Origin of the sequence: Tropicibacter naphthalenivorans (assembly GCF_900176475.1) — a bacterium.
GTDB lineage: Bacteria > Pseudomonadota > Alphaproteobacteria > Rhodobacterales > Rhodobacteraceae > Tropicibacter > Tropicibacter naphthalenivorans.
On sequence record NZ_FWXX01000025.1, the window covers coordinates 1 to 16,900 of the forward strand.

The 16,900-nt window shown below is 61.9% G+C and carries 13 protein-coding genes, 1 tRNA gene, 1 rRNA gene and 2 pseudogenes; 9 read left to right on the top strand and 8 right to left on the bottom strand.

Annotated features, from left to right (window positions below):
* From B9A11_RS22385 to B9A11_RS20800, 6 genes are all read right to left on the bottom strand, one after another.
* A partial coding sequence (locus tag B9A11_RS22385) for a transposase (protein WP_327442518.1) occupies positions 1-250 on the bottom strand: 250 nt, incomplete at its 3' end.
* A 1,553-nt stretch (positions 251-1,803) separates the two neighbouring features.
* Positions 1,804-2,598, bottom strand: coding sequence for a hypothetical protein (locus B9A11_RS20780; protein ID WP_058249567.1), 795 nt, complete (start codon positions 2,596-2,598; stop codon positions 1,804-1,806).
* 38 nt (positions 2,599-2,636) lie between these two features.
* Positions 2,637-4,172 (bottom strand): tetratricopeptide repeat protein, encoded by a 1,536-nt coding sequence (locus B9A11_RS20785; RefSeq protein WP_058249568.1) that lies wholly within the window; start codon positions 4,170-4,172, stop codon positions 2,637-2,639.
* Between the two features lie 26 nt (positions 4,173-4,198).
* Positions 4,199-5,995 (bottom strand): class I SAM-dependent methyltransferase, encoded by a 1,797-nt coding sequence (locus tag B9A11_RS20790; RefSeq protein WP_143595962.1) that lies wholly within the window; start codon positions 5,993-5,995, stop codon positions 4,199-4,201.
* 32 nt (positions 5,996-6,027) lie between these two features.
* Entirely contained in the window at positions 6,028-6,612 is a 585-nt protein-coding gene (locus B9A11_RS20795; protein WP_058249570.1) for a hypothetical protein, read from the bottom strand.
* Complete coding sequence (locus B9A11_RS20800; protein ID WP_143595963.1) at positions 6,609-7,583, bottom strand: hypothetical protein; 975 nt, start codon at positions 7,581-7,583, stop codon at positions 6,609-6,611. Before B9A11_RS20800 ends, B9A11_RS20795 begins: the two co-directional genes overlap by 4 nt.
* Before the next feature lie 298 nt (positions 7,584-7,881).
* On the opposite strand from B9A11_RS20800, the gene B9A11_RS20805 reads away from it, so the two are divergent.
* The 9 genes and pseudogenes from B9A11_RS20805 (at position 7,882) to B9A11_RS20825 (ending at position 16,286) form a co-directional block, all read left to right on the top strand.
* A complete protein-coding gene (locus tag B9A11_RS20805; protein ID WP_058249572.1) occupies positions 7,882-10,167 on the top strand; it encodes a glycosyltransferase in 2,286 nt (761 codons plus the stop codon).
* A complete protein-coding gene (locus B9A11_RS21285; RefSeq protein ID WP_058249573.1) occupies positions 10,160-11,887 on the top strand; it encodes a hypothetical protein in 1,728 nt (575 codons plus the stop codon). Before B9A11_RS20805 ends, B9A11_RS21285 begins: the two co-directional genes overlap by 8 nt.
* Complete coding sequence (locus B9A11_RS20820; protein ID WP_058249574.1) at positions 11,884-12,420, top strand: hypothetical protein; 537 nt, start codon at positions 11,884-11,886, stop codon at positions 12,418-12,420. The genes B9A11_RS21285 and B9A11_RS20820 overlap by 4 nt, the downstream gene beginning before the upstream one ends.
* An 85-nt stretch (positions 12,421-12,505) precedes the next feature.
* A pseudogene (locus tag B9A11_RS22390) lies at positions 12,506-12,619 on the top strand (IS5/IS1182 family transposase); the annotation flags it as partial.
* A gap of 50 nt (positions 12,620-12,669) precedes the next feature.
* A pseudogene (locus tag B9A11_RS21290) lies at positions 12,670-12,791 on the top strand (IS5/IS1182 family transposase); the annotation flags it as partial.
* A gap of 199 nt (positions 12,792-12,990) precedes the next feature.
* The gene (locus B9A11_RS21295) at positions 12,991-14,145 is read left to right on the top strand and encodes a hypothetical protein (RefSeq protein ID WP_234988924.1); all 1,155 of its coding nucleotides are present in this window, start codon (positions 12,991-12,993) and stop codon (positions 14,143-14,145) included.
* A 219-nt stretch (positions 14,146-14,364) separates the two neighbouring features.
* Complete coding sequence (locus B9A11_RS21300) at positions 14,365-14,679, top strand: hypothetical protein (protein WP_143595965.1); 315 nt, start codon at positions 14,365-14,367, stop codon at positions 14,677-14,679.
* A gap of 76 nt (positions 14,680-14,755) precedes the next feature.
* Positions 14,756-14,932, top strand: a complete 177-nt coding sequence (locus tag B9A11_RS21535) for a hypothetical protein (protein ID WP_159452544.1) — start codon at positions 14,756-14,758, stop codon at positions 14,930-14,932.
* Positions 14,933-15,193: 261 nt separating this feature from the next.
* A protein-coding gene (locus B9A11_RS20825; protein ID WP_370736553.1) for an IS3 family transposase occupies positions 15,194-16,286 on the top strand; the annotation gives its coding sequence in 2 pieces (ribosomal slippage) (positions 15,194-15,394 and positions 15,396-16,286; 1,092 coding nt in all).
* A gap of 275 nt (positions 16,287-16,561) precedes the next feature.
* Here the strand turns inward: B9A11_RS20825 and B9A11_RS20830 are convergent.
* Positions 16,562-16,638: transfer RNA gene (locus tag B9A11_RS20830), tRNA-Met, on the bottom strand.
* 62 nt (positions 16,639-16,700) lie between these two features.
* Positions 16,701-16,815, bottom strand: a 5S ribosomal RNA gene (gene rrf, locus B9A11_RS20835).
* Positions 16,816-16,900 lie beyond the last annotated feature (85 nt).

Below are 16,900 nucleotides of genomic sequence, written 5' to 3' on the forward strand. Positions count from 1 at the left end.
GAACCAATGGCGCCATCAATGGCTCACTCCTGGACCGCTCCCCCGACGTCACACCATCCCTCTGGCCCGTGTCGGCCTCTTCGTGCTGAACCCAACGCCGCAACGTGTCCCGGCCACAGCCAATCTTAGGCGCAATCGCTTTGATCGCCGCCGCCTGACTCGCGTAGTTGCCCTGATTTTCGAACACCATCCGCACGGCCCTTGCTCGTGTCTCAGGTGAATAGCGGTTCGCTCTGTTGTCTCTTTCCATGGCTCCAATCCTTCCTTGATTTGGAGCCTCCGGAAAACCAGGAGCGGTTCACCCTGCAAACGCACATGAAGTACGGATGTCCGCAGTGTCTAAGGTAGGACTTTGAGCAAACCGGCGAAATGAAGAAGCGAGGGCATTGGCTGGTCCCGCATGTCTCAGTCTATGTCATCCACCAAGCCGCGCTTGTCCCGTTATGGCGCGAGGCCAGTCCGCTGAAACGCTACGACAGCGTGCCTCTGCTGGAGGGGAGTAAGGACGACCTCCTGTCGGGGCGTCTTGATGGTAAGCCGCCGCTTATGGTCCGAAAAGCTGCGCGATGTCTCAGGTTGCAGTTTCGGGGAAGCTGAGCTGAAGTGACAACGTAGGGTGCCAAGGTCCGGAGAGGGCCGGGCACGACGGGTGGCGCCCGGCTTGGGTAGCATGCCAAGCGTCAGCTTCCTGCCGCATCGCGGACGCCGGCGGTTCTCTCTCACTACTTTACATCGCACATGCGAGGGGGATGTTGAGTAAAAGGCTGTATTACCCAGAGCCCCGGACAGTTGGCGAGGAGCCGAGCCTGACCAGGATACAGGTGCAGGCAGTCGTTAATCAAACCACTAGAAAATTTGCCTAAATACAGGCAATGTTATTTCGGACCCGGGAACGCCATTCCAACGGGCCTCTATTACTTTTGGATCGATTTGCCGGTGTCGAAACCAGTTTGAGCGTTTTCGGGGCGAAGGCGTTGGCCTTGTCTTCAGGCCACAGGTCAGCACCAGGACGCCAACCCAAGCCAAAGGTGCGGGGTGATCAAAGTTTAGGCTTGATGCTTCCACATCAGTGTTGCCAGGATCGACATCGCGCCTCAAGCCCGACGGTACTGCTGGAGTACACGAGCCTGGCAACTTTGATCTCGCATTCAACGAGATGATGCTGAGGTGGCGAAAAAAGGGAGTTGGAGCTGTACAAGCTCGATCGTCAGGTCGAGGCAGGCAAGTCGTCTCTTTACCAAAGCTTCGAGGATGCCTTGGCCGGACGTAGAGCCTTGGGAAAATGGCTTTCGGTCCGTCATGCGGTGCGCCGGGTTTGCTCTGAAGTGCCTCAAATGTGTCTCGAATGGCGTCCGGGCCATGTCGGGCGACTTGAAAGCCCATCTGATAGAGGATCGGATGATCCTCGGAGGTGCTGCGCGACTGGGGGATATCCTCAAGCCGCAGTCGTGCCGCGCCAAGCAGATGGCAGAAATTAGAGGCTGCGTGCAGCGGATGATCGTCCATCCAGGTTGCCGGGACGTGGGTGACAGCCAATCTGGCTTCGATCCACTGGTCGAACGCGAACAGCTTTCTTGGCTTTGCGCAGGAAGCAAACCCGCATAGAGCGACGAAACCGCACCGGTGATCTTTAAGAGTGCCTTTACGATTTGGCCTCATTTGTCGTCAGTCTTTGCTCCGATGCGATAGCAAGCATCGCAACCTGGAGCTTCGGACCTCTGCTTGGCTTACTCAAAGGGCGAAGGAGGACACTCACCTTGCTGGTTCACCCAACAGATTTTGCGGCTCCGTGTTCGACGACTCTTAGGAAGCCGCTAAATCGCGGAGAACTGTGTCATATATTCCCGCGAACACTTGGGCTTTGAAGGCTTCGCGGTAATGATTGAGGTCGTCCTCCAACGCGGCGGATTGCCCTGCGGCCCGCATCACGTCGGTCGGATCAAAGACCGTCAGCCCTTCGGCGGCGGCCACCTCTTTGACCATCGTGATATAGCGGTCGCGGGTCTTGATCAGCCCCTTGCCCGGCTCCTCGGCGTTGACATGCGTGACAAAGACCACCCGCGGCAGCGCCTCGGCCAAAAAGCGCATATCCCGGACCGTCATGTCACGGGTGGCACGCGACTGGCGGATCTGCCGCAACGCGGCCCGGTCTGCGGCGTTGTCCTCTCCGGGCCAGTTCGTGGCGAGAAAGGCGTCGATCTCTTGCTGCGTGCCGCGCTCGATGGCTTTCCAATAGCCATTCTTGCGCGCGCCATCCTTGAAAAAGGCGTCAAACTGCGTGCGTAGGTAATTCAGCTGCAAATAGGTCTCGCCCACGCTGAGGATCTTTTCCGAGGACAGCTCGACCAGATAAAGATCGGACATGGGGTGCTCTTGCGCGCGAACTTCGGCGCGATCAAACCCGGACACGCAGGGCCACCACTCTTTGGGGATGTCGATCTCTCCGCGCATAAAGCGCAGCTGCTGCACCGCCTCGGGCGAGGAATGGGTGAACCCAAAGCTGCGCCCCCGGTTCATCGACACGTCAAAGCGGTCGCGGCCCTGGCGCAGGGGGTCAACGATACGGCAAGATCCGATGGGCGCGATACTGAGCGTCATGGTTGGTCCTTTGTCTTGCTCTTGGTCTTAGGCGGTCATCAGCGGCGGGCGGCAAGCGCCGCCGAAACAAGGCGCACCGCCGTGCCGCCCAAAGGCCCGTGCTGGCACTGCTCGGCAAAGCCCTCTTGGCGGCAAAAGCGCAGCATCGCGCCCAAGGTCGCGCCGGTCAATCGTCCGTTCAACCGGCCTGCATACATACCCAACCGCGTCAGCTCGGCCTGCACGGCGTGGATGTAGACGTTGCGGTCCGCGCGCCAGGCGGCGACCAGCGTCACGTCCACCAGCGCGGCATCCGCCTGCGCCACGCGCTGTTGCACGAGGCGGCGGGCCTTGGCGGGCGCGTTCACCGCCACCAGCAGGCGGATTTCCTCTTCGATGCGGGCCTCTTCGGGCAATTGATCGCTGTATTTCGTCAGCCACGGCACCCGCCGCGCCCCAAGGCCCGGCACCAGCCGGGGACGTTCGCGCGACACGCGGATCAGCGCCAGGGCCGCCTGCGATGACCCCGTATCAGCGGCACGTTCCACCATCTCCAGCACCTCGGGCGCAGGCACGCCGGGGGTCAGGCGATCCCCCATCAGGTCCAGCGCCAGCAGGGCAAAGTCCAGATCCTGCCGGTCAAGACCATCGCGGATCAGCGCGGTCCCCGCTGCCGGGTCAGAGCGGCTGCCCAAGTTGCGGCGCAGCTCGGCCTCGGCCAGCGCCAGCGCTGCGCCTTCGACGTCGGCCTCCATAGCCTTGTTCAGCGTGGTGCGCGCGCGGCTGTACAGCCCCCGGCGCATTTCCATTTCAGCAGCGGACAGCAGCGCCCCGCCCTGCCCCGCCGCAGCGGCCTGTAGGTACAGCGCATTGGCGCGGGCATAGTCGCGCGGCACTCCCAGCCCCGACCGATAGAGCCGCGCGAGCCGCGACAGCGCCTCGGCATCGCCGCTCTGGGCCATCTCTTCGAGCAACGCGCGCGCCGCATCGAAATCGGCAAAGCCGCTGGACGCGTTGGCGCGGACCTTGGCCAGCTCCATGCGCGCTTTGTCGTCGCCGCCGTCCGCCAGCGTTTGCAACATCGCCAGCCCTTCGGCGGGAGCAGAGCGGGTCCCAAAGCGCCGGGTCAAATGGGCCTTGGCGGCGCTGAGCTCCCAGCCGGTGACACCCGCCTTGCTGGCGTTGCCAAAGGCCTCCAGCGCGGCCTCTCCCCGATCCTGCGCCAGCAAGGCGTTGCCGAGATAGCGCCACGCGTCGTCCATCCCCAGCTCTGCCGCCTGGCGGTAGCGATCCGTGCCGCGCGCGGGGTCGGCAGGCACCAGCGTGCCCCGGTAAAAGATATTGCCCAGACGAAACGCCGAACGCGCATGACCGGCATCGGCCAACGCCTGATAGTCGGCGATGATGCTTTGCATCTCTGGCAAAAGACGCGCGGCCTTGCGCCGTTCCTCGACGGCTTTGTAGCGCTGATCGAGGCTTGGTTCCTCTTGCGCAACCGGGGCGCCTTGGGCCTGCGCCTCTTGCGCCGCGCCCAGACAGGCCGCCCCCAGCACCAGCGCCGCAGCCATCACACGCAAAGACGCCATCGCTGTCATCTTGTGTCCTTTCGTATCACGGGCGCTCATTTCACCACCGCCGTGCAGAAAATCCAATGGGTATCAAAGTCGCGCCTGTCCAGATCGGGATGGCGCGCGCGGATGGCGTCGGTCAGCCGCCCAAGGCCGGTTTTTTCAGTGGCGAGGTGCTCCGTCAGGGTTTCAATCGTAAAGTGCCGCTCGATGGATTGCACCAGATCGCCCAGACGCACGCGGTTGAGGCTGCGGCGGATGTAGTGATCCTCCGGCGCTTGCCAGCTTAGGTGCCCCCAATCTGCCACTGCCGCCTGCGCGGGGTCGGTGGGGTCAAAGGCGTCGACGGTCTTGGGCTGGCCACTGTGGCCCGTCCATCCATAGAAATTCTTGTGGCGGATGACGACCCGCCCACCGGGCCTCAGCAGCGCGGCCGCCTTTGCCAGCGCCGCCTCGGGGTCATCTACATGGGCTAGGCAATCATGCAGGATCGCGAGGTCGAACGCAGTAGCCGCTGGCTGATCCGCGATGCTCTCGGAGCGCAGCTTTAAGACTGGCATGTCTTGCATGATCTGCTCGGGCGTCCAGCCAAAGCCTTCGCGCCGTCGGCTGCGCAGGTTCTTGACCCGGTCGCGCGTCGGTTCCAGCGCGGGGTCGATCCCCACCACGGACACAGCCCCATGGGCCAGATACCCCAGACCGTGCAGGCCAGACCCACAGCCAAGGTCAATCACCGCGCGTCCGGGCAGAAAATCAGCGATGCGATCCGGCCAAGCCATATAGCCAAAGGCCTGCGCGCGCTGCAAAAGCGCAGGTTTGAGCGCGCGGCACCGCCACGGCTGGCCAGCGTGGTGCTGCCAAAAGGCGCGCACCGGCGCCATGGGACCGCTGCTTAGGGCTTTGGGCGCGGGTTCGGCACGGGCCAGCGGATCATTTTGCCGGGTCAGCAGGTCGGCAAACACCGCCAGATCCAAGGGCTGCAAGTCGGGGCCGGTGATGCTGGGTTCTGTCGCATCCCATAGACGGATCATGTCGGGATCGGCGGGCTGGCGTTCGAGCAGCGCCAATGCCCCGGCGAGGTTGCCCTCGGACAGCATCGCTGCGCAGCGCGCCACGACCTGCGCCGCGCCCAGCGTAACCGCCACATCATCGGGGGCACTCGCGTCGGTATCAAGCAACTCCGTCCCCCCGGAGCCCGTGCGCTCCAACGCAAGGATATTGGTCTCGGACGGATCGTTATCCTTGGCAAAGCGAAAGAGATCGCGGCCAACCAAGGCTTCGACGTAGCCCATCATCTCGTATTGCTTGGGGTTGAGGCCGTTCTTGATCAGAACCGTCGCACCGGGTTTGAGCGCGGTCAGCACCGGCAAAAGGCAATCTTTCAGTGCCTCGGGCGATTTGGGCGAGTCGATCACCAACAGGTCGATGGCCGCGCCAGTTTCTGTGCCAGTTTCTGTGCCAGACCATGTGAAATCCGCGAAACTGGTTTCATGCACCGTGGCGCTGGCCCCGCAGGCGGCCATGATCGCCTCGAACAGCGCCCGGAAGCTGTCGCCCGGCGCGATCATCTGCGGCACACGCCGGTCGTGATCGGCGGTCCAGCGGAAGGTGTCGACGACATGCAGCTGCCCATGCGCGGCCAACGCGTGACTGAACCACCCCAGCCACGGCCCCATCTCGACGATCACCGCATTTTCAGGCAGCGCAGAGGCGACGCGCAGCAGGCGGCCCAGGTCGGCCTTGCCCACCATCCGCGGATGGCCCTCGTCCAGCAGCGCGCGCACCCGCGCTTGCGGCACCGGGGCGGCACTTTGGCTGTCATAGCCTGTGGTAACTCGTACGCTGTTCACTGCCCTGTCCACGCCTCGACCTGAGCCCCTTGTCAGGTCCTTTTCCCGTTGCCTTCGTTGCCGGTGCCGTTGCCGCCGCCGTTGCCCTTGCCGTTGCCGCAGTTTCCGCCGCACTCATAGGCGCCGCCGCGGGCTTGGTACAACCACTGCTCCAGATAGTCTTCGCGCCGCAGGGGCAAGAGGCCACCGGCCTCGCCCGGCGCATCGGCGGACAAACGGCCCAGCACCTGCGCGCGCACCTCGAGCACCCGCAAAAAGCCCGCCTCGTCGCGCCGCTCTGTCATGAATTGCGCCCACCAGACATCCAAGTCTTGCAGCTCGTCGGTCCGCGCCACCGAATAGCTCAGCCACAGCGCGCGCTCGGGATCGTCCATCGGCTCGACGCTGCGCAAGATCTGCGCCACCGGGGCCGACAATTGCGCCAAGGGATCGGCACGCTCCAGCTCGCTGCGGATGTCGCGCCAGATGTCCGCGCGGGTATCAGGTTGCGGCGGCACAGGCGCGGGTCCAGCCCCCACAGCAGGCCCAAGCACAGCCGCCAAAGCAGCCCCCACCCGGCCAAAGCCGCGCAGGCTGCCGCCCAACAGGCGCGTCACTGTCCAACGATGCTTGTTCATGGTGCGACCTCTTGCAACACGATGCCCGCCACCGAGTAGTCGCTGCTTGTCTGATAGCCCGCGCCGAACACCAGCCGATCCGCGATCAGCCTGTCCTGCGGCGTCCAGCCCAGTTCCCCGTTGGACAGATCGCCCACGGTCCGCCGCGCCTCGGCGCTTTGTTGAATGTCGCTCAGGCGCTGCATTTCCTTGCGGATTTCCAACAGCGTCGCAGCATTCTCGCGCCCGTCGTCAAAGGCGCGGATCTTTTCGGGATCATTGAGCAAAGCCGCCACGAGCGCCTCATCCTCGGCGCTGGTCGTCTGGGCCACGTCGATCCGCGTGAGGGGGCGCACCACGCCGCGCTGCTTTTCCTCGTCCGGCATCAGAACGCTGAGCTCCGGACCTTGGACAATGACGCGGTTGAGCAGGTCGCCATCCTCGACAAACATCTCTGCCACCGCCGCGTTAAAGGGATCATCGGGCAGCTCAAAGACGCCGGTGACCCGAACACGGCCCTGATGCGTGGCCGTCTGCCAAAGGTCGATGTCAGCCAGTTCGACGTCTTCGTCGCTTTCGGGCCACCCCTGATAGCGCGCGCCCTCGCCGATGAACAGATCGCTCAGCCAGACGCCGCCGACGACGCGCGGCTCGGGCAGACGCACCACCAGCCGTTCATCCACGTCGATCTCGTCGTTTTGCTGCCCGCCCAGCACGCCAAAGCCGTCAATGGGATCCCAATACAGCCGAGCAGGCTCCCACACGCCAGGTCCAACCTGCCGTTCCGCAGCGATCACAACCCCGCCGACCGCGCACTCGGGCTGGTCAAGGCAATCGCGAAACGCAAGGTTGCGAAAATCCATCTGACCGCGCAGGTCCACATCAATCTGCCCGGGCTGCGCGACAAAAGCGGCTTCCTGCGCCCACACAGCGAGAGGCAAAGCACATAGGCCAAGGCTCAGAGCAATTTTCGACAAAAGACGAGGGGCCACGGTGGCTCTCCACTGGTTAAAGGGTCGATTCGGTCTTGCGGTTCTTCGTGCCAAGCGTGTCTAACGCCTGCGATCAGTCGATTTGAGGGGAATTTCTTAGCCCTTTATTCATCAATGATCTCTGGCCTTTGAATAGGGAAAATTCGCAGCTAAAATAAGGCTAAACAGTGGCAAAGGTTAATTTATTGCAAGGTGACTCAACGCAGCCGCGAGGCGTGGAGCCGGGCTTGGACTTGAGCGTCTGGACCTGCCTGTGCGGGCATGTTTTTCATACGCTTGATGTCAAAGGCGTCTTGCCGTGAATGCCCGCTCTGACACCCCTTCTGGCGAGGCCGATCAAGACTACGGGAGGTTGCGCCGGGCTTTGGTGCAGCTTTGCGCCCAAAAAGCCTACATTGAGGCAATCCTAAGGCTCGAAGCATCGGATCTGCCCGTGGATGAGGTCACCGAGCTTTGGGAATACCTCGAACGGCAGCTTGCGGAGACAGGCGAAGAGCGGCTGGCCGCCACGGTGCGCGCAAGGCTGGCGCAGGCTGGGCGCTACACGCCGCAGATGGCGCTGGCCGACGCGCGCGAGGCGCTTGGCAAGGGTCAGCCCGCGCGCGCGGCGCGCATCTTGCAGGCGGCCTTTGGGGCGGACGATTTGCCAGCCCCGGCAGCGCGAATGCTGGCGCAGGCGTTGACGCAGACCGCGCATCCCCAAGCGGTGGACGGCCTTCGGGCGCTGGCCGACAACGACAGCGATATGGCGCTTATGACCGTCGATGCCCTGCGCGGGCAAGAGCGCTTGCATGAGGCGCAGGACCGGTGCCGCAGCGCCGCAGAGCGCTTCCCGTCCGACGCGCGGTTTCGGGTTCGGCTCGCCCGGATCGCAGCGGCTTTGAACCGATGGGACGAAGCGCTGGCTGGATGGATGGCGCTGGCGCAGGATCCAAACGCCGACCGCGCGACGTCTTTGGGCAATGCGGTGCGGTTGTTGATCCGCCTGGAGCGGACAGGACAGGCCGCGGACTGCTTTGCCGAGTTTCTGCACGCCGAGCCGAGCCTGCCGGATTTGGTTCAGGTGGCCCGCGCCCTTGGCCTCGAAGAGGTCGCGTCAAGCGCCATCCAGCAGGCGGTTTTGGCCGGTGCCCCCCCCTTGCCAGAGTGGCCCGCTCTGGCGGAACAGCTGCTGGACACGGGGCGGTTGGGCGAGGCGCTGTGGCTCGATGGCGAAGGTTTGCCCGTAGGCAAAACCGCGCAAGAAGCCCTGTCCACTGCGCGGCGGCTCTTGCCCGAACGCGTCTCGCAGATCGACAGTTGGCGGGCTGCGCAGCAGCTGACATCGCCCGAAGCGCTTTTGCCGTTTCCGCCTTGGTTTGGCCTGCGCCGCCCTGCGCCGGATCGCCCTTTGAATCAGCTGCGCGTGCTTTTGGTAAATGCCGGGCTGGGCAGCGGTGGCGCCGAGCGGCAGTTTGTCATGCTCGTGCGTGCCCTGTTGCGGGCAGGGCTGCGGGCCGATCAGATCGACGTCGCCTTGTTCTCGCTGTCTGCGGATCGCGGACGGGCCCATTTCCTTGCCGATTTACAGGCAACAGGTGTCACTCTGCACGATTTGCAAACCCGGACGCGCACGCATCTGGCGGCAGAGCCAGACTTCCGTGACCGGATGCAATTGCTGCCCTCGCCCTTGCGTCAGGACGTGGCGGCGCTTGATGATCTGGTGGGCACGCTGCGGCCGGACATCCTGCACGGCTGGCAGGATCGCGCCAGTCTTGCGGCGGGGTTCGTCGGCGCGCATCACGGCACCGGACGCATCGTTCTGAGTGCCCGCAACATGCAACCCGCCCTCCGCGACCGCCACAACCGCGTCGATGATCGCCCGCTGTACCGGGCGCTGTGCAGCTTGCCCAACGTCAGCCTTTCGGCCAATGCAGCGGCTGCGGCCCGTGATTACGAAGCTTGGCTGGAGCTCGCGCCCGGATCGGTGGCGACGATCAACAACGCCTTGGATTTTGACCGCTTTTCTCTGCGGCCTCATCAGACCGGCTCTGAAGTGGTGACCATCGTTGGCGTGTTTCGGCTGGCCGCGAACAAGCAGCCCTTGCTTTGGCTTGATACGGTGCGCCGCTTGCAGCGCATGTCCACAAAGCGGATTGTCCCGCGCATGGTCGGAAGCGGGCCATTGGCCGAACAGGTTTTGTCCCACGCCAAAGCCATTGGGCTGGAAGACCTAACCCTCGACGGCGGCTTGTCCGATCCATCCGAGATTTACGGGGAGGCCGATGTCATCTTGCTGATGTCGCGGATCGAAGGCACGCCAAACGTCCTGCTTGAAGCGCAGGCCATGGGCATAGCCGCTGCGGCCTGCGATGTGGGTGGCGTGGCCGAAGCCCTGATGCCGCAAGGCCCCGCCGCTGGACTGCTTTTGCCTCCGTCGCCAAGCCCCGAGGACGCGGCCCAACGGATCGCGGAGTGGCTGCCTCAGGCGCTTGAGGCCCCACGCCACCTGCGCGCGGATTATGTACGCGCGCGATTTTCCCCCGAGACACTCGGTCAACGCACCTTGACCTTATACACAGCGCAGGAACATTCCGATGGCTGAGCCGCAACGGGTGCCACACCGGCTATTTGCCCTGCCTGATGATCCGATGGCCGGGCTGTTGGGGGCTTGGCTTGATCTCCAAGGGGGCGTGGTGCCCGGTGACATGGGCAGCGCCGTGCAGGATGGGGATTGGTTCGCCACTCAGTCGCTGTTTCTGGCAGCGGTGCCCCGGCTGGCGGGGGTGTCGGGCGTCCTGAATGTCGTGTTGCGTCGCCCCAACATGAGAGAACAGTCGGACGCCCCCGTACTGGCGTTGGAAGTACAGATTTTGGCACGCGCGGCGGCGCTCCTGCCTGCGGTGATGGTGAAGTGGTGGGCTGCCAGCGAGGTCGCCGCAGCCGCTTTCGCGGCGCAGGGCATGGATGTCCGGGTTTTGCCGACGTCGCACCGGGAGGACGCCCCGGTTTGGCAGGCCCGTCTTGGCGCCGATGGCCGCTTTGCGCTGGAGCGGGGGCCGCAGGGCGGCGCGCTGGCGCAAGAGGCCGTCAACTGGGCCCGTCTGGCGCGCGATTATCGGCTGGTTGCGCAAGACGGGATCGGCGCGGACCGTCAGGACATGGCCGATCTGGCCAACCGCCTGCCCGTGGTCCCTGCATCAGCGGACCTGCTGTTCATTACTCCGAACGGGGTGGGCCTCGGCCATCTCACTCGGCAACTCGCGGTGGCCCGCGCGCTGTGCCAGCAGTTGCCCGCGCCGCCGCGCATCACTTTCTGGAGCTTTTCTCAGGCGGCGGTGATCGCACAGGCCGCCGGGTTTGACGTGATCCTTCGCCACACCGCCGAAGCACTGGGCGCCGATCCGCAGGTCTGGACCGCGCATGAAACCGCTGCTCTGGCACAACAGATCCGCCATGATCGGCCCGCGGCTGTGATCACCGATGGCAACCGGATCGAGCGGTTTGTCAGTGATGCCCTGCGTCAGCCCGGTTGCCATCACCCACGTCTGATTTGGATTCGCCGGGGCATGTGGCGCGCGGACGCCGAAACCGGAGGATTGGCCGATGTGCGCTACTGCGACGAGGTGCTGATCCCGGGAGACCTGGCGCAGGCGGCAGACAAAGGCGCCACGGCACGGCCCAACGCCTTTGATACCGGACTGTCGCGGGAAACGGTGACCGCACCGGTGGTCCTGCACGCAACCGAGCCCCCGAAGAAACGCCGTGCGGCACGGCGGGCCTTGGGGCTGCGGCGTGGCCCTGCGTGCCTTGTCTCCTTGGGCGGCGAAGCCTTTGCCCGCACGGCGATCCTGCATGACAAACTGGTACACGCTGCCCGCGCCACCGGGGTCCGGCTGGTTTGGGCGCAATCGCCTCTGGCAGCGCGCGGCTGGACCGACGTTCAAGAGGAGCGCCACATTTCGCGCTATCCGATCAGCCCGTGGTTGGCCGCCTTTGACGGGGTGATTTCGGCCTGTGGGTACAACTCATTCCATGAACTGATGCTGCTCTATGACGGTCCCGTTCTTTTGGTGCCCACCACCAACGAACGCCTCGACGATCAGGCCGCACGGGCCGGTCATGCCTTGACACAGGGCTGGGCGAGCGTGCTCGATCACGAAACCGGTGAGGCTGAAGACGCTCGCCTGCGCGCTTTCCTCGCTGGGCTGGCCAAGCCTGCGGTCCAAAAGCGCCCCCGTATAGAGGCCTGTGGCGCAACGCAAATGGCTGAACGGATCACCGCCTGTCTGTCGTCCGCGCCAAAAGAAAGCCCGGCCCCATGACGGACCGCCCAAATACCGAAATGCTGGCGCTCTTGCGCCAAGCCGGCGTCGAGCGCGACGCCATGGGCCGCCGCCTGTCGCGTTACGAATTTCAGGCGTTGCGCGACGAGCTGCGCCTGCCTGATGTCTTTGGCTTTAATGCTGACCTGGGGGAGGCTCTGGGTCAGGTTCGGTGGCCGGCAAAAGCCAATATTAGCCGCCTGCCCGCCTTGCCCGTGCCCCTTGGCCGCATCGCTTGGGCCAAACGGGCGGAGGATCTGCCTGTGGTGGGCATTCTGGTCGAAGAGCTTCCTGACGCGGCTCTGGCCGAGGCGCTGTTGGCTTTGCTGACCGAGCATCACCGTGCGCCGTTTGCGCGGCTGCTTTTCCTGTGCCGGACGTTGAGGCCAGTGCATGTCCTCGCGCGGTACGGCTTGCTGTGTGAGGCGGTCGGGCACGCTCCATTACCCGTCGTCGCCGCTTCGTTGGCCCTGCGCTACCAGGTCGGCGAAGTTCGCGCCCTAACCGATGGCAAGCGGTTGTGGCGTACCTAGGAAACCGCATCACAAGGGGGGCCAAGGGAATACGGCCCCACAGTTGCAGGGGACCGTGGCCCCCAGTGGGGCCGCGCAAGCCCCGGAAACGCTTTACAACCGATGGCGCAGGTGGAGCAAGATGGGCGTCTTTGCGAGGATCCTCGTCGAACTGGCCGATCGGAGCACCGAGGCGGATACCGTCATGATCGACGTGAGCAGGCGAACGCCATGCGTTCGTGTGAGCCTACGCAATGCACTGCGGGGCAGCGATGCGAGATTATGGTCGTCCGATTGAAAGAGTGGCGGCGGCTCGCCACACAGTACGACGGGGACCCGGTCATTTTCTCTCGGCCATCGCCTTGGCTGCCATTGTCATCTTCTGGCTATGAATGGGAATGTATCCTGAGCGGAGTAGAGTCGCCGATTGGATGTGATTGGCTCGGCATCCAAATTAATTGCGTATGTGGATCATCCCGTTAAATGCGTTTGCCTTGCAATGAGCCACGGATTTAAATTTGAAACCCACTTTACACACGTCTAGGTTTATATTAGTAAACCCTAAGTAGTTTGTTGCTGCTTGATACTCCTGTGAAAATACTGATGACCAAGAAGATTTGGGCTGCACGCAGCGCGCACACAATAAGAGACTGGCTCTCGTTGCATGAGATTGGCGCAAGGGAGATTGAATGTCTCCTCATGGCCGCCAGCCGCCCGGATGTACCCGTGAAAGCGAACTGCGTGGAGAGGAGCATGCCTCTGTCGGCAAGGGGCGCATGGGCGCTTGCGGGGCAGGCTCTCTCCGCGTTCTTTCCTAGGGGGCAAGACCTGATCAATTGTGCAAAGGAAGCAATTGAAACAGAGTCTTACGAGTCTGACGGCGGATCTGGCGCACCTTATACTATTGACAGGGGGCGAGATGACTCTGCGCATGTCGTCCAATCTTTCGCGGGATCAGTGGCCGACGTTGTCGCTGTCGCACACGAGTTCGGCCATGCAGTGCAGCTGCGCGCGGCGCAAGGCCTCTTCATCCCCCCTATATTGCGAGAAATGGCGGCTTTCATCAGCGAGTTGGCTCTGCTGGATTACCTGAAATCCATAGATCATGCGTGTGCCCATGCCATTGCAGATGCGCACCTTCGAGACACCGCCATTTATATGTCATCTGATTTCGATGCGCTGATGCGCGCCATCGAATGCGGCACAACAGAGTATAATTATAGGTGGAATTATCCACCCGCCAGAGCTTTGGCATCCGTTTTATTTGGCAATGTGCCACGAGATGCTCTGTGGCGGATATTAATCGGCAAAGTTACATTTCCCCATTGTATAAATATTTCACAAAATACGGGAGGATTCGAGACTGTGAAGAAACACCTTCCAGAAGTTCCGAAGGCTAAAGATGATTGCCTCGCTCTTGGCGCGTATCGTTCGCTTGGAATGATGCCATTGCGAGGCATCGAATCCTGGCAAGGAGCCTCCTACATACCTGTCGGGGAATGCCATGAGACGTTTCTTCGTCGTATGCGGGAACGTACGGCGCGGGTTGTCATCGGTGATGAACGAAAACCTGTCGGACATACGGCTTGGGACATCGATGAAACAGCCTCGAAAACCGGGCGCCTCCCTCGACAATCGGCACCGCTCGGCGATCATTTTGAGTTACAGAGGAGAGCCCGCAGCTATCTGCCTGAGGATGTTTCCGTGCATGCGCGATGCGCTCGGCAGGAGCAGGCCGCATGGTGAAGATCGATTACTACCCCAGCCCGGACATGTCTGTAAGTTACATCTGACGCCATGGAGCGTCAGGATCGATTTCGCCCCAAACGTTAGGGATGGGCGGAAGTGGGTGAAGGGGTCTTGACCACCCCTCCACCCGATTGAGCCGCCGGGCAGGAAAACCCGGCAACAGCAATGGCGGAAAGGGTAACACACCAGCGCCGCAACAGGAAGGAAGACAGAAATATGTCTCGTATCTACAAAAGCACTTGCCACGATCTCTTTGGTCCCGTCAGCTTCGGTGGCGGAGGCGGCGGCAGCAGCGGTGGTCGAAATGACTCTGGCAGCCGTTCAACCGGTGGTCTGCAGCAAACGGGAAGCTACACCGATTGGAATGGGGATGGCGATTCCCGCGATGAGGCGGGCGTTGTCGCAACCACGGCCGTAGGCTTCGCGACGGGGCCTGTTGGGGGGATCGTGGGTGGTCTCGCTGGTGGCTTGGCATACGCCTATGATAATCAATCGGGAGGCACAACTCAGGGCCGCAACAACCCGCGCTAAGTTCCAAGGCTGGCGGTCGCCCTTTTCAAAGAATGGGCCGGCCGCCAGCCACCCATATCCCCATAGGAGTTATAAAATGAAAGAAATTGCTTGGTTGTGGATAGCACGAGGGGTCTGTTTTGCTATCCTCGTGTCCTTACTTATCCGAAATGCTGAAACCGGAAAAATGCAGATATTACCCATCGTCATGGCTATCGCCTTGGTCGCAAGCTTCGTTTATCCGCTGCTCCAGAACTACCGCAGGAACGACTAGAGCGGACGCAATGATGGTCACCGGCCTCCCAATGGTGACAGCACCAAGTGGTTTCATCTCTCTTTGCGCGGGTTAGCTTCGAAAAATTCTGAGAACGTAGCTCCCTTGTTTCAGTTTCGATGGATCGTTTTGCCGACTATCGCCATAGCGGCACTGGACTTACATCACTTCCGTTACGGTTTTCTGCGAGCAATGCTCGCCCTGAAGGAGACCGGATATGGCACCTAAACAAAGTGAAGACTTCAGCGCGAAGCGGTTCGGATCGCGACGCAGAGCGGCCTGACACGTCGTCAAGTGACCTCAGATCTTGGGGGAGGATTTTCGACCCTGGGCAAGTGGATGCGAGATTATTCCGCAAATCCAACTGCCGCCGAGGACGCAGAACTGCGCCGCGAGAATGGGCGCTTGCGCAAAGAGAACCGTATTCTGCGGGAGCAGAGGGAGGTGTTAAAAAAGGCCGCGATCCACTGACCGGCAGGGCATTCTGCAAGAATGTCCCGAGAGGTTTCTTCGCGAGCCAAAAGCAATGAGATTTCAATTCTTTGCAGAGTATCGCGGCAGCCTTTCACGTGCTCATTTGTGCCGCATGATGCAGGTGTCAGACCGTGGGCTACGGGCGTCGCGCAGCGGACCGCCGTCGCGGCGTCAGCGTCGTGACATGATCCTCTTGGCGCATATCCGCGAACAGCACCGGCTCAGCCTGGGCCGCTATGGCCGCCCGCGCATGACGCAGGAATTGAACGAATTGGGCATTCATGTAGGGCAACGAAGGGTCGCCCGGATCATGCGCGACAACGGCATCCAAGTTCTCCGCAGCCGCAAATTCAAACGCACGACCGACAGTGATCACAGCTTCAACATCGCGCCTAACCGACTGAACCAGGATTTCATGGCGACGGCGCCAAATCGGAAGTGGGCTGGCGACATCACTTACATAAGGACCCGCGAGGGTTGGGCCTATCTCTCTGTTATCATTGATCTATATTCGCGCCGCGTGATCGGTTGGGCGATCGGCAACCGCATGAAGCAGGGTCTTGCATTGCGCGCCTTGGACATGGCAATCGCGTTACCCCGACCGCCACACGGTTGCATTCACCATACCGATCGCGGAGCCCAATACTGCGCTCACGAGTACCAGAAGCGCCTGCGTCGTCATAAGCTGCGACCTTCAATGAGCGGCAAGGGACATTGCTTTGATAACTCGGCTGTTGAGAGCTTCTTCAAATCCCTCAAGACTGAGTTGATCTGGCGAAACGCGTGGCAGACGCGCCGGGACGTCGAGGTCGCTGTGTTCGAATACATCAACGGCTTCTACAACCCGCGCAGGCGCCATTCAGCGCTGCACGGCAAATAACCCGTGCCGTTCGAAAAGAGCACCGCCTAAAATGAGCAACACACCGGAACAGAACCGGTGCAAGTCCAGTTGCACCTTGGTGAACCGTCAAGCATTTCAAGTTTGACTTAGGAATGAAGACGCGTTGGTGAGTTCAAAGCGCTACTTCTGTCATCAAAAAAGATGGTAACCGTGTGGGGTTGGAGAAAGGAGAGCGAGGATAAAAACGTGAGCGGGATCAGACATATGGCGGACAGAAACAAAGAAGCCCCCGCGAGTTGCGAGGGCTATGAATTTGGTTGCGGGAGTAGGATTTGAACCTACGACCTTCAGGTTATGAGCCTGACGAGCTACCGGGCTGCTCCATCCCGCGGGAGTTTTGTGTCCTGATCGGTGTTTTGATCGTGATAGAGATAATAATTTGGTATTTACTAGGTTTGGCGGTGACCTACTCTCCCACGTCTTAAGACGCAGTACCATCGGCGCTACGGCACTTAACGGCCGGGTTCGGAATGGGACCGGGTGTTTTGCTCGCGCTATGACCACCAAACCAAGGAAATACCAGATCGCTGCGCGATCTGCATTTTCTTGGTTTGGTGGGTGGCGGCAGGGTATTTTGCGGAGCAAAATGTCCC

What these genes read in the sequence shown, in the direction of transcription:
- B9A11_RS20780 (WP_058249567.1), bottom strand. Translation starts at nt 2,598, where the DNA reads ATGACGCTCAGTATCGCGCCCATCGGATCTTGCCGTATCGTTGACCCC.
- B9A11_RS20785 (WP_058249568.1), bottom strand. Translation starts at nt 4,172, where the DNA reads ATGACAGCGATGGCGTCTTTGCGTGTGATGGCTGCGGCGCTGGTGCTG.
- B9A11_RS20795 (WP_058249570.1), bottom strand. Translation starts at nt 6,612, where the DNA reads ATGAACAAGCATCGTTGGACAGTGACGCGCCTGTTGGGCGGCAGCCTG.
- B9A11_RS21285 (WP_058249573.1), top strand. Translation starts at nt 10,160, where the DNA reads ATGGCTGAGCCGCAACGGGTGCCACACCGGCTATTTGCCCTGCCTGAT.
- B9A11_RS20820 (WP_058249574.1), top strand. Translation starts at nt 11,884, where the DNA reads ATGACGGACCGCCCAAATACCGAAATGCTGGCGCTCTTGCGCCAAGCC.
- B9A11_RS21300 (WP_143595965.1), top strand. Translation starts at nt 14,365, where the DNA reads ATGTCTCGTATCTACAAAAGCACTTGCCACGATCTCTTTGGTCCCGTC.
- B9A11_RS21535 (WP_159452544.1), top strand. Translation starts at nt 14,756, where the DNA reads ATGAAAGAAATTGCTTGGTTGTGGATAGCACGAGGGGTCTGTTTTGCT.